The 12,074-nt window shown below is 57.1% G+C and carries 12 protein-coding genes; 9 read left to right on the plus strand and 3 right to left on the minus strand.

The features are described 5' to 3' along the window. Positions 1-157 precede the first annotated feature (157 nt). The 5 genes from ACZ1GS_RS09470 to pth all read left to right on the plus strand — a co-directional run bounded on the left by ACZ1GS_RS09470 (position 158) and on the right by pth (position 4,425). Positions 158-1,102, plus strand: a complete 945-nt coding sequence (locus tag ACZ1GS_RS09470) for a TraB/GumN family protein (protein ID WP_472694959.1) — start codon at positions 158-160, stop codon at positions 1,100-1,102. Between the two features lie 53 nt (positions 1,103-1,155). Further along, positions 1,156-2,070 carry a TraB/GumN family protein gene (locus ACZ1GS_RS09475; RefSeq protein ID WP_472694960.1) on the plus strand — a complete coding sequence of 305 codons (915 nt, stop codon included), beginning with the start codon at positions 1,156-1,158 and terminating at the stop codon, positions 2,068-2,070. 60 nt (positions 2,071-2,130) lie between these two features. Then, entirely contained in the window at positions 2,131-2,928 is a 798-nt protein-coding gene (locus tag ACZ1GS_RS09480; RefSeq protein ID WP_472694961.1) for a thioesterase family protein, read from the plus strand. A 124-nt stretch (positions 2,929-3,052) separates the two neighbouring features. Then, the gene (locus ACZ1GS_RS09485; RefSeq protein ID WP_472694962.1) at positions 3,053-3,736 is read left to right on the plus strand and encodes a 50S ribosomal protein L25/general stress protein Ctc; all 684 of its coding nucleotides are present in this window, start codon (positions 3,053-3,055) and stop codon (positions 3,734-3,736) included. Positions 3,737-3,852: 116 nt separating this feature from the next. Beyond that, on the plus strand, positions 3,853-4,425 hold the full coding sequence (gene pth, locus ACZ1GS_RS09490) for an aminoacyl-tRNA hydrolase (RefSeq protein ID WP_472694963.1): 573 nt from the start codon (positions 3,853-3,855) through the stop codon (positions 4,423-4,425). 45 nt (positions 4,426-4,470) lie between these two features. Here pth and ACZ1GS_RS09495 read toward each other — a convergent pair whose 3' ends face one another. Next, positions 4,471-5,442, minus strand: a complete 972-nt coding sequence (locus ACZ1GS_RS09495; RefSeq protein WP_472694964.1) for an SGNH/GDSL hydrolase family protein — start codon at positions 5,440-5,442, stop codon at positions 4,471-4,473. 142 nt (positions 5,443-5,584) lie between these two features. Here ACZ1GS_RS09495 and ychF point away from each other — a divergent pair, with 142 nt between their 5' ends. Genes ychF through ACZ1GS_RS09510 form a run of 3 tightly spaced genes read left to right on the plus strand, consistent with a single transcriptional unit; the run spans position 5,585 to position 8,478 of the window. Beyond that, on the plus strand, positions 5,585-6,685 hold the full coding sequence (gene ychF / locus ACZ1GS_RS09500) for a redox-regulated ATPase YchF (protein ID WP_472694965.1): 1,101 nt from the start codon (positions 5,585-5,587) through the stop codon (positions 6,683-6,685). Between the two features lie 51 nt (positions 6,686-6,736). Beyond that, positions 6,737-7,990 (plus strand): alkaline phosphatase family protein, encoded by a 1,254-nt coding sequence (locus ACZ1GS_RS09505; RefSeq protein ID WP_472694966.1) that lies wholly within the window; start codon positions 6,737-6,739, stop codon positions 7,988-7,990. Positions 7,991-8,031: 41 nt separating this feature from the next. Continuing rightward, complete coding sequence (locus ACZ1GS_RS09510; RefSeq protein ID WP_472694967.1) at positions 8,032-8,478, plus strand: MaoC family dehydratase; 447 nt, start codon at positions 8,032-8,034, stop codon at positions 8,476-8,478. Here ACZ1GS_RS09510 and ACZ1GS_RS09515 read toward each other — a convergent pair. Continuing rightward, positions 8,475-9,023: a hypothetical protein gene (locus ACZ1GS_RS09515; RefSeq protein ID WP_472694968.1), complete on the minus strand. Its 549-nt coding sequence runs from the start codon at positions 9,021-9,023 to the stop codon at positions 8,475-8,477. The two genes, ACZ1GS_RS09510 and ACZ1GS_RS09515, sit on opposite strands and share 4 nt — an antisense overlap. Then, on the minus strand, positions 9,020-10,855 hold the full coding sequence (mutL, locus tag ACZ1GS_RS09520; protein WP_472694969.1) for a DNA mismatch repair endonuclease MutL: 1,836 nt from the start codon (positions 10,853-10,855) through the stop codon (positions 9,020-9,022). Before mutL ends, ACZ1GS_RS09515 begins: the two co-directional genes overlap by 4 nt. 175 nt (positions 10,856-11,030) lie before the next feature. Between mutL and ACZ1GS_RS09525 the strand changes: the two genes are divergently transcribed. Next, positions 11,031-12,071, plus strand: a complete 1,041-nt coding sequence (locus ACZ1GS_RS09525; RefSeq protein ID WP_472694970.1) for a rod shape-determining protein — start codon at positions 11,031-11,033, stop codon at positions 12,069-12,071. Positions 12,072-12,074: the final 3 nt, after the last annotated feature.

Here is a 12,074-nt window from a genome sequence, read left to right on the forward strand (position 1 = left end):
ACATTCTCCTTGCGCGGAAAGCTAGCAGGCCCTTTCGTGCCTGACCAGAAGAACCATGACCGGAATCCGACAAAATAGCGCCGGGAAATTATTGCCCTTTTGCAGATGATAAGGCAAAGCTAGCGCTCTTCTTACAGCCCTATTGAAGCGGAGCCCGATGATGATCCCTCGCTGGATGTCGACCTTGTTCACCCTGCCCCTGTTTTTGGCGCTCACTGCTTGTCCTCCGGCACAGGACAATATCGCCTCCGCCAGCGATACGCCTGCCCCGCAAGCGGAACTCGCGACGATCCCCGAGGATCCCGACCCGGCGCTGTGGGTGATCAAGGACAAGGACACAACGCTCTATCTTTTCGGGACGGTTCACATCTTGAAACCCGGCCTGAGCTGGTTTGATGAGGCGATAAAAACCGCTTTCGATGCGTCCGATGAATTGGTCGTCGAAATGATCCAGCCCGATCCCGGTGTCATGATGCAGATTGTCAATGATCTGGCGATCGACAAGACCGGCGTCGGATTGCGCGACAAGCTGGAACCCGATGACCGGCTGGCTTACGAAGCGGCCTTGACCGATCTGAAAGTGCCGGTCAGTGCCTTCGACCCGCTCGAGCCCTGGTTTGCCAGTATCAGCATTTCTCTGCTGCCGCTGGTGGAAAGCGGCTATGACACCAATAGCGGTGTGGAACCAACGCTCACGGCCACCGCCAAGTCGCGCAACATGACGATTACCGGCCTCGAAACACCCGAGCAGCAGTTGGGGTTTTTCGACAATTTACCGGAAGACGTGCAAATCCGTTTCCTGAATTTCAACATCGCGTCGATCGGCGAGATGACCGACGGCATGGAAAATATGGTAGCGCATTGGGCTAATGCCAATGTCGCGGCATTGGCCGACCTGATGAATGCCGGACTCGAGGAGAAAATTCTCTACGATACGCTCTTGTCCAATCGCAACGCTGCCTGGGCGGAGTGGGTCGACAAGCGGATGGCGGAACCGGGAACGGTTTTCATGGCCGTCGGCGCCGGTCATCTGGCGGGCACAGACAGCTTGCAGGCCAAATTGGAAACGAAAGGCTGGAAGGCAAAACGGATCAAATATTGAAGATATTGCTGCGGCATCTTTGATTTTTGGTTCTTCATCCCCAGATTATAATCATGCAGTTCATTCATCTCTTTCTGAGCCTGCTGGCGTTGACAGGTCTGACCGCCTGTTCGAACAGTCCGCCACCAGTTGAACTCGATACGCTGCAACAGGGCGAACCCGCCATGTGGAAGGTCACCGGGTCCAAGCCCGAGCAGCTTGGCAAGGCCTATCTGTTTGGCACGATCCACATCCTTCCCAAAGACGTCAACTGGCGCTCCCCCTTGCTGGAGTCCGCACTGCAGGATTCCGATCGACTGGTTATCGAGGTCTTGGGGCTGGAAGACACGGACAACGCCGCCAAGATATTCTCCAAACTGGCCATTTCAGCCAACCAACCGAAAATAGAAACCCGGATCAAACCCTCGTTGCGCGATGAACTGGAGGAAGTGATCGACCGGAGCAATATTCCCGAATTTGCGCTGAACCGCATGGAAAGCTGGGCCGCTGCCCTGTCTCTGGCATCGGCACAAACCAGTGGTCTTGGCCTTGAATCCGGCGAAGGTGTCGAGAAAAAGCTAGTCGCACAGTTTAACGGCTTCAAGAAACCGATCGAGGGGCTCGAGACGATCGAACAGCAACTGGGCTATTTTGATACGCTTCCGGAATCGCAACAGCGCGAAATGCTGACCAGCGTGGTCGAAGAGGCGGACAAAACCAAGGGGGCGTTTGAAGAACTGTTCAACGCCTGGATTTCTGGTGATAGCGCGAAGATAGCGGAACTGTCGGAAGGCGGCATTCTGGATGACCCCAAAACCCGAGAGCAATTGCTGGTGGCGCGCAACGAGGACTGGACGGAGCAGCTCGACAAGCGTTTTCAAAAGCCGGGAACAACCTTTGTCGCCGTTGGCGCTGCACATTTGGTAGGCCCGGACTCTGTCCAGGCTATGCTAGAAAAGCGCGGATACAAGATCGAAAAAATTCAGTAGTCCATTCTCGCGTCTCCGTTCATCGGCTCTCCTCTCAACACATTCCTCAGAAAGCGCTTCATGACTTATCTATTCGATCGCGAAACCGCGCTCGTTCCTGCTGGGACCAACGCCTTTACGGCTGAATGCCGTGAAATATTCCAGAACCCGTCTGGCGCCGCTTTTGGTGGCTGGGTTGCCGCCGTGGCCGCGCGCGCCGTCGCAGAGCATGAAGATTGCGCGGCGCCGATCGTATCCTTGCAAATGGCCTATCTGTCGGCGGTGGCACCGGGAGAGGTTGAAATCCGGGTAAGCTTGCTAAAATCTGGTGCTTCGACCCAGTTCTGGCGGGTTGAATTGCTGCAACGGGGCGCGCTGACCAACAGCGCCGATATCGTGACCAGCAACCGCAAACCAACCAATATTGACTATCAATTGGCGATGCCGCTCGCGCCACCCAAGGAAGACGGACAGCGCTTGGAAGCTGTCCCGATGATGACGCCCAACTGGGTGAGCAGCTATGAGCAATTTATCGTTCAGGGCACGCCTTTTTCCGACAATGGCTCGCCGGAAACGCTCACCTGGATCAGACAGGAAGACGGCCGCCCGGTCGATCGTTTGTCGATCATGGCGCTCTGTGACACGCCGATGCCCCGTACTTTTTTCCTGTCCGCCGAGATGCGCATGGGCTCGACCGTGTCAATGGGCACCTATATCTACGCCAATGCAGCGGATCTGGCGGCGGCGGGATCAGATTTCATGCTGCTGCGGGTGTCCAGTGCAACCGTGCGCAACAGCACCACCGATCAGCGTGTGGAACTGTGGTCGAAAGACGGAATATTGCTGGCGACCAGCAACCAGATAGGCTTTTTCCGCTAGCCGGCCGGTGCGCCGAAATTGCCTTGCTTTTGGCGCAGGAGCTGCCTATAGCGCCCTCTTTCCGGCCATGAGCACCCTGGAGGCGTGGCGGAAATCTGTAAAAACCTAATTTTGGAGCAACATTATGAGTGATCAGCTGACACTATCAGCCGAGCCTCGCGAACGGGCTGGCAAGGGAGCCTCCCGTGCATTGCGTCGCGAAGGCAGAATCCCCGCCGTTATTTACGGTGACAAGAAAGAAGCCATTGCGATTCACGTGGAAGAACGGGCGCTGAACAAGCTGCTTGGCACCGGCCACTTCATGAACTCGCTGGTCATGGTTGATCTTGGTGGGGACAAGACCCGCACTCTGCCAAAAGATGTTGCTTTTGATCCGGTCTCCGACCGTCCCCTGCACGTCGACTTTTTCCGTCTTGCCAAAGGCGCGAAGGTCCAGGTCAATATTCCGGTTGTCTTTGTCAACGAAGAGGAATCTCCTGGTCTGAAACGCGGTGGCGTGTTGAACGTTGTTCGTTTCGAACTCGACTTGATGTGTGACGCGGACCTGATCCCCGATCAGATTGAAATCGATGTGACCGGCCTGGAAATTGGCGACTCGGTTCATATCTCGGACGTCAAATTGCCGGATGGATCGGAAAGCTCGATTACCGATCGCGACTTCACCATTGCTGGTGTGACCGCACCATCTGCTCTCAAATCTTCTGACGACGAAGCCGAAGACGGCGAAGGCGAAGAAGGCGAAGAGGGTGCTGAAGGCGAAGAAGGTGCTGAAGGCGGCGAAGACGCTGAAGGCGGCTCGGAAGACTAGACCTTTCCGCATAAAACAATGTAACGAAAAACCGTTCATGCTGCGCCGGGCGCCGTATGAGCGGTTTTTTATTGGCCGCAGCCTTGGCTTGCCGCCCCGCTGGAGACGAAAATATCATGCAATTATGGGTCGGCCTTGGCAATCCCGGTGCGGAATATTCGCTCCACCGCCACAATGTCGGTTTCATGGTGCTCGACGCGCTCGAGGAAGTGCATGGCTTTCCGGATCCCAAAAAGAAATTTCAGGGCTGGGTCGTTGAGGGACGGCTGGGTTCGGAAAAAATCCTGCTGCTCAAACCAGCGACGTTCATGAACGAAAGCGGGCGTGCCGTGCGGGCAGCGATGGATTTCTACAAGCTCGCACCGGGAGACGTCACCGCCTTTCATGACGAACTGGATCTCGAGCCGTTCAAGGTCAAGGTCAAGATTGGCGGCGGCACCGCCGGCCACAACGGCCTGCGCTCGATTGATGCCCATATCGGGCCGGAATTCCGGCGCGTGCGGATCGGTATTGGCCACCCGGGCCACAAATCCCGAGTGCACAAACATGTGCTCGGCAATTACACCAAAGCGGAAATTGATCCCTTGGCCGGGATGCTTGGTGCAATTGCCGCAGAAGCCGATTGGCTCGCTCGTGGCGACAACCCCCGGTTCATGAGCGAACTGGCGCTACGGATGCAGGACGACTAGCACCTCAGCACAGCCGCATGCCGAGATATCGCCCGATCCCGCCTTTCAGCTATAACTGACCTGAACGGACGCGCGTTTCTGGCGACGGATGGCGCCTCCGGCCATGAAAAAGCCGAAGATCATCATCGCCCATGTCGCGGGTTCCGGAACCGAGCCGAGCAAGTTGAACTGGCTATCCATGTCGCGCGCCAAGGCTTCGTGGATCGGAGCGGAAAAATGGACACCGTCGAACGAGAAAATCCCTTCGCACCCGGCGGCAATGGCGGCGGGTCCGGCGAGTTGGCAAGTTGTCGCAATATCTTGAGCCGGTAAACCCAGCGCGCCGGGGTCCGTGAGCACGCGGTTGAAAAAATCGAGATAATCATAACGGAAAAAACTGGTGTCGGCCGTAAGACTGAGCGCGGCCAATTCCTGGGTCAGATAGTTTTCGGCACTAAAACCGAGCGGATCAAGAACCGGAAAGCCGGTCAGCAGAACATTGCGAACACCGATATCGTTCAAGGCCTGAACGCCCGCAGCATAGTCCTGAGCGGCCTGGCGAATAATCATATCGGCATTTGCCGGATCACCCTGGGCATTGAAAATATCATTGCCGCCAAAATTCAAGATATACAGACCGTTCCGGTCCACCGCATTGCCGGGAACCGAGAGATAATCCGCGTAAAGGCCAAGCTGTTCGCCAAAATCGGGCACACGTGGATCGGTGTTTGACGCCCGTGCGCCGCCGAAGGCAAAATTGGTCCCGCCCTGCAGCGAAGCAACCGTCGGCGCGCCGAACAGCTCGATGCTCAAGAGGTCGGTATAGTCAAAGCCATTGGTGAAGCGGCCATTGAAATAGCCCTGCGCCGGGTCCGGGATCGCGCCGCCGGTTGCGGTAAAGACATTGCCGGCGTCCACCAGGCTATCCCCGAACACGGTGATCGAGGTGAACCGTGCGGTGTCGCGCTCGGCCTGGGCCGGCACCGCCATTGCCAGAATCAAACCGCCCGCCACCGTGCCTAAAAGTCGTGCTTTCACCGTGCATCTCCCCAATGATTATCGTTAATTTTGGGTAACCTGCACGGATTTCCCAATGAAAGCAATCGCCTTGCCATGTTGCCACTGGTAATCGCCAGGGAGGCCCGCTATCGAGCACGCTTAATTCGATGGAGTGACAAAAATGGGTTTCAAATGCGGTATCGTCGGCCTTCCCAATGTTGGGAAATCGACCCTGTTCAATGCGCTGACCGAAACACAGGCAGCGCAAGCGGCCAATTATCCGTTTTGCACGATTGAACCGAATGTCGGTCAGGTCGCGGTGCCCGATCCGCGGCTCTATCAAATCGCCGAAATCGCCGGTAGTGCGAAGATTATTGAAACACAGCTCGCGTTTGTCGACATTGCCGGTCTGGTCAAAGGCGCCTCGCAAGGCGAAGGTCTCGGCAACCAGTTTCTTGGCAACATTCGCGAAGTCGACGCCATTGTGCACGTTCTGCGCTGTTTTGAAGATGATGACATTCAACATGTTTCGAACAAGGTCGACCCCATTTCCGATGCGGAAGTGGTCGAGACCGAATTGCTCTTGTCGGATCTGGAAAGCCTCGAGAAACGGGTTCCGGCCTTCGAGAAAAAGGCGACCAGCGGCGACAAGGAAGCCAAAATCGCGGCCAGCGTGCTCGGCCAGACGCTGGAATTGCTGCGCGATGGCAAACCGGCGCGCCTGACTGAGCCCAATGATGATGAAGAGCAGCGTATTTTCGACCAGTCGCAATTGCTCACTGCAAAGCCGGTGCTCTATGTCTGCAATGTCGATGAAGGCGATGCGGCCGCGGGCAATGCGCTCAGCGCGGCAGTCTTTGAAAAAGCCAAGGCCGAAGGCGCCGAAGCGGTTATTGTTTCGGCCGCGATCGAGTCCGAACTGGTCGGCATGGAAGCCGAGGAACGCGCCGAATATCTAAGCGAACTGGGCCTCGACGAATCCGGCCTCGCCCGGGTGATCCGCGCAGGATATCAGCTGCTCGATCTGCAGACATTCTTTACCTGCGGCCCCAAGGAATCCCGTGCCTGGACGGTACACAAGGGCGCGAAGGCACCGCAGGCCGCCGGCGAGATTCATACCGATTTCGAACGCGGGTTCATTCGCGCCGAAACCATGGCCTTTGATGATTTTGTCGCGCTGCGCGGAGAAGCCGCTGCCCGGGAAGCCGGAAAACTGCGCCAGGAAGGCAAGGATTATGTCACCCAGGATGGCGATATCATGAATTTCAAATTCAATGTCTGACTTGTCATAAACTTCTTCTACACTAGCCTCTTGTCACAGGGGTGTAATCTTATGATTCGACGTTTTCTGGCGCTTGTTTTTTTAACCGCCTTTGCCTTTGGCCCGACCAGCCCGGCCCTGTGGGCGGCCGCATCCGCTGCCCCTTCCCCGACGGTAACAGCAAACGATTCGCGCGAACCGGTAACGATATTGATTTCGATCGATGGCTTTCGTCCGGACTATCTCACCCGCGGCATCACGCCCCATCTGAACACGCTGGCTGCAGTCGGCGCCCAGGCCAAGATGCGGTCCAGTTTCCCGACCAAGACCTTTCCCAATCACTGGACGCTCGTCACTGGGAAAACGCCCGATAATCATGGAATTGTCGGCAATAGCATGGAAGACCCCGATCGCCCAGGCGAGGTGTTCAAAATGGCCACCAAAGACCCTTTCTGGTGGGATCAGGCCGAACCGATTTGGTCGACCGCCGAAGCGCAAGGCGTTCGGACCGCAACCATGTTCTGGCCGGGTTCGGAAGTGCGCTGGGATGACAAGCGACCGAGCGACTGGTGGCCTTTTTCTCAGGACCTGTCTGACGATCGCCGAGTTGCCGCAGTTGTCGACTGGCTCCGCCGACCAGCGGTGACGCGACCGAAACTGATCACGCTCTATTTCGATACAGTTGATACGGCGGGGCATTATTACGGCCCCGGACCCAGCGAAAAGCTTCACAAAGCCATAAAATCAATCGACGACCGCATTGGTGACCTCGTCCGGGAAGCAAAAGCCCTGCAGCAACCGGTCAATTATGTAATTGTCTCCGATCATGGCATGGCCGAAACCGCTCCGGATCGGGTCATCTATCTCGACAATATCCTGCCCCGCGACCGCTATCGCCTGGTCGTGGATGGCAATTATGCCGGAATCGAACCGCTGGCCGGAGAAAATGTCGATACCATCAAGGCCGCCTTTCTGAAGCGACATGCCAACATGATGTGCTGGGCCCGCGAAGATATTCCGGCAAAATTCCAATATGGCAAGAATCCCCGCGTTCCGACCATCCTATGTCTGCCGGACTCGGGCTGGGTGGTGTATCAGGACAAGCCGGCATGGTTGACGGGCATTGGTGGTGGCCACGGCTATGATCAATGGCATCCCGACATGCTGGCACTGTTCATTGCCAGCGGACCCGCCATCAATCAGACAGGTAGAATTGCGACGTTTGACAATGTTTGTATCTACACGCTCATTGCCAAGCTGATCGCGATCAAGCCCAATCAGAGCGATGGTGATCTCTCCCCCTTTCACAAAATCTTGAAACCCTAGCCCGGTCCTCCCGGGAAAGAGAATCTGGAACAGGACCGCTCATGCTCTACTACGAAGATATCCAGCTCAACGTCGTTCAGAAATATGGCCATTATGAAGTGACCCGCGAAGAGGTTGTGGAATTCGCCAGCAAATATGACCCACAACCCTTCCATCTCGAAGATGACGCGGCGGCACAGACCCATTTTGGTCGCTTATCTGCCAGCGGCTGGCATAGCGCAGCGATGATGATGCGGATGATGGTCGATCATATGAATGCCAACAAGCAAGCCGGCCTGGGCTCGCCCGGCGTCGACAATCTGCGCTGGCTGCAACCGGTCTTTCCCGGTGACACCTTACGTTGCGAACATGTGACGATCGAAAAACGACGGTCCAAAAGCCGTCCGGAAATGGGCATTCTAATCGGCCAGGTGACAGTGTACAATCAGGCAGATGAGCCAGTCATGACGATGGAAAGCACCGGATTGATCAGCGTGCGCGGTGACTAAGCGCCGCACTCATATTTGCCCGTATAATCGTTGGAACCGCCTTCGTCCTGCGCGATTGCCAATGTCGCCGGCCAGAAATAGGTGCCCTCACTTTCGCTGGTCGGCTGTTCCTTGCCATGCTTGATGGTGACCTCGACCGCTTCGCTGCGGAACTGCCCGCCCTCCTCGATTTGGGCAAGGCCGACCCCCTCATGGGTCAGAACAACCACGGTGTCCGATAATTTTATCGCCGCTTTTCCGGCAATCTTGTCGCTATCGGGAGCAGTGGCGAAAAAGACCGGATCGCTATTGCCGTCAGCGACAAAGCTGCACCCCGCTCCCGCTTCGATCGCCGAGGCAAATTCCTGATAAGCCATGGTTTGAAGCATTGGCCGTGCCACCCCGTCGCCGATGCTGCCGTCGGGTTCAACCGGCAGTGCGGCTTCTGCTTCAACCGGTTCCTGTGCTTCTGCTTCCGGTTCCGTGCGCCCAGATCCGGCATCATCCGCCGGGACACATCCGATAACCAGTGCCAAAGCCGTCAGACCAACTAGAAATTTCATCATTTCCTCCCGAACAGTTTTTCAATGTCGCCATGCGCCAGTTTTACCCAGGTGGGGCGACCATGATTACATTGCCCTGAATGTGGCGTTACTTCCATTTCACGCAGCAAGGCGTTCATCTCGGTCACGTTGAGCACCCGCCCCGCTCTGACCGAACCGTGGCACGCCATGGTCGACGCGACATGGTCGATCCGTTCCTTGAGCGACAACGCCTCATCATAGGCCCCGAGCTCATCGGCCAAATCGGTGATCAACCCGGTGACATCCCCTGCCCCCAGCATCGCGGGCGTAGCGCGCACCAGCATCGCCGACGGACCGAACCGCTCCAGGTCGAGACCAAATTCCGCCAGTTCCTCAATCCGTGCTTCAAGGCGATCGCAAGCATTTTCATCCAGCTCGACCACTTCCGGCATCAGCATCGCCTGTGATGGAACCGTGCCGCCCGCAACCGCCTTGCGCATCCGTTCGAGAACCAGACGTTCATGCGCTGCATGCTGGTCCACAATCACCAGACCATCTTCCGCCTCGGCGACGATATAGGTTTTGGAAACCTGCCCGCGGGCAATGCCCAGCGGATGACGGGTGCTGTCGGGCACCGGTTCGGCGGCCGCTTCCGCGCGCCCCATTAACGGAGCCAGTGACGACGGATCATCCCTGGCAAATTCATCTCCCCGCGACCGCATACCAGCGGCTGGCGGTGCAGAAAACCGCTGCGGAAAGGATGTCGGCAAGGCAGATGTGGCCTCGGCAGATGTAGAATGGCGCGCGGCAAAAATATTGGCTTGCGGATCAGCCATCGGCTCAGTCTGCCAATTGGCCAGTGCGGTTTCTGCGGGGCGTTGCACCGCTCGGAACCCGCCTTCATCAAGCGCCCGGCGCAGGCCGCTGACAATCATGCCGCGGATCATCGCCGGCTCACGGAAGCGCACTTCGGTTTTTGCCGGATGGACGTTCACATCGACCATTTCCGGCGGCATATCAATGAACAGCGCGACGATCGGATGGCGGTCGCGGGCCAGCATCTCGGCATAAGCCCCGCGCACCGCCCCGACCAGCAATCTGTCCTTCACCGGACGGCCGTTGACGAACAGAAACTGGTGGTCGGCCACGCCGCGATTGAAGGTCGGAAGTCCAGCAACGCCGGATAGCCTGACTTCTTCCCGGACCAGATCAACCGGCACGCTGTTGGCACGCAAGTCCTTATTGGTCAGCGCGGCCACGCGGTCGGGTCCGGTCTGTCCGCTTTGCACGGCAATGGCCTTGCGGCCTTCATGTTCTAGCGTGAACCCGATATCGGGACGGGCCATGGCCAGGCGCCGCACGACATCCACGCATGCTGCATATTCGCTGCGCGGGGTCCGGAGAAACTTGCGCCGTGCAGGCACTTTTCCAAAAAGGTGCTCGACACGCAATTTGGTCCCCGGCGGCAGGGCGGCGGGGCCTTCATGGATCAGCTCGCCATGATCGACCACACGGGACCAGCCATCGGCCCCGCTGACCCGGCTTTCAACACTCAGTTTGGCGACACTCGCAATGGACGGCAGGGCTTCCCCGCGAAAGCCGAGCGTGGCGACCAATTCAATCGCTTCATCCGGCAGCTTGGATGTTGCATGCCGTTCGAGGGCGAGAGCCATGTCTTCCGGCGCCATCCCGCAGCCATTGTCGGTCACTTCGACAAGATCCAGCCCGCCCTGTTTCAGACGGACATATATCTGGCTGGCACCGGCATCGATCGCATTCTCAACCAGCTCCTTCAGAGCGCTTGCCGGACGCTCCACCACTTCCCCCGCGGCGATGCGATTGATCAGATGATTTGGGAGTCTTCTTATTGACATATCGGCATTCCTAGCCCAAGCGATCATGCCAAGCGACCCTTGATTGCGACTATGTTTTCAAGGGGCATTTTCTGGGCGATCCGAATGGTTAATTTCATCCCCTGTTCAGACAAATGGGCGCTAAGGTTTTACGCTTCGATCCTTTCGGTAAATACAAGAAAATACGGGTAAAAAAATGGTATTTGGAAATCTGTTCAAGTTCAGGTCCCAGGATATGGCCATCGATCTGGGCACGGCGAACACCGTCGTTTACGTCCGCGGTCAGGGAATCGTCCTCAATGAGCCGTCTGTTGTCGCTATCGAGACGATCAACGGGATCAAGAAAGTCAAAGCGGTTGGCAACGATGCCAAGATGATGATGGGCAAGACGCCGGACAGCATTGAAGCGATTCGGCCGTTGCGCGACGGTGTGATCGCCGACATTGATGTTGCCGAGCAGATGATCAAGCATTTCATCCAGAAGGTGAACGGCAAAAGCAAATTGTTCAGCTATCCGGAAATCGTGATCTGTGTCCCGAGCGGATCGACATCCGTCGAACGCCGCGCCATTCGCGATGCCGCATCCAATGCCGGAGCCAGTCAGGTGTTTCTGATCGAAGAGCCGATGGCAGCAGCGATCGGCGCTGACATGCCGGTTACCGAACCCATCGGTTCGATGGTCGTCGACGTCGGCGGTGGCACGACCGAAGTGGCCGTCCTGTCCTTGCGCGGGCTCGCTTACACCACGTCGGTAAGAACTGGCGGCGACAAGATGGATGAGGCGATTGTGTCTTATGTGCGTCGTCATCACAATCTGCTGATCGGTGAAACCACAGCCGAACGAATCAAGAAAGATTTTGGTGTCGCCCAGGCCCCTGCCGATGGCGTCGGGCACACGATCCACATCAAGGGCCGGGATCTGGTCAACGGTGTGCCCAAAGAGATTTCGATCAATCAGGGACAGATTGCCGAAGCGCTAAGCGAGCCTATTGGCACGATTATCGAAGGCGTCCGGATTGCGCTGGAAAACACCGCGCCGGAACTCGCCGCTGATATTGTCGATCAAGGGATTGTCCTGACCGGCGGCGGTGCGCTGATCGCGGGTCTCGACGAAGCGTTGAGCGACGAAACCGGTCTGCCGGTGACCGTGGCCGAGGATCCCCTCGCCTGTGTCGCTATTGGAACAGGACGTGCTATGGAAGATGATATGTTCCGAGGCGTTCTTACAACGGCTTGAACC

The organism is Parasphingorhabdus sp. W113 (genome assembly GCF_055693205.1).

Excerpts from the sequence above, each read along its gene's own strand:
- ychF (WP_472694965.1), top strand. The coding sequence starts at position 5,585 with ATGGGTTTCAAATGCGGTATCGTCGGCCTTCCCAATGTTGGGAAATCG.
- ACZ1GS_RS09475 (WP_472694960.1), top strand. The coding sequence starts at position 1,156 with ATGCAGTTCATTCATCTCTTTCTGAGCCTGCTGGCGTTGACAGGTCTG.
- ACZ1GS_RS09525 (WP_472694970.1), top strand. The coding sequence starts at position 11,031 with ATGGTATTTGGAAATCTGTTCAAGTTCAGGTCCCAGGATATGGCCATC.
- ACZ1GS_RS09470 (WP_472694959.1), top strand. The coding sequence starts at position 158 with ATGATGATCCCTCGCTGGATGTCGACCTTGTTCACCCTGCCCCTGTTT.
- ACZ1GS_RS09510 (WP_472694967.1), top strand. The coding sequence starts at position 8,032 with ATGCTCTACTACGAAGATATCCAGCTCAACGTCGTTCAGAAATATGGC.
- ACZ1GS_RS09485 (WP_472694962.1), top strand. The coding sequence starts at position 3,053 with ATGAGTGATCAGCTGACACTATCAGCCGAGCCTCGCGAACGGGCTGGC.
- ACZ1GS_RS09515 (WP_472694968.1), bottom strand. The coding sequence starts at position 9,023 with ATGATGAAATTTCTAGTTGGTCTGACGGCTTTGGCACTGGTTATCGGA.
- ACZ1GS_RS09505 (WP_472694966.1), top strand. The coding sequence starts at position 6,737 with ATGATTCGACGTTTTCTGGCGCTTGTTTTTTTAACCGCCTTTGCCTTT.
- mutL (WP_472694969.1), bottom strand. The coding sequence starts at position 10,855 with ATGTCAATAAGAAGACTCCCAAATCATCTGATCAATCGCATCGCCGCG.
- ACZ1GS_RS09480 (WP_472694961.1), top strand. The coding sequence starts at position 2,131 with ATGACTTATCTATTCGATCGCGAAACCGCGCTCGTTCCTGCTGGGACC.
- pth (WP_472694963.1), top strand. The coding sequence starts at position 3,853 with ATGCAATTATGGGTCGGCCTTGGCAATCCCGGTGCGGAATATTCGCTC.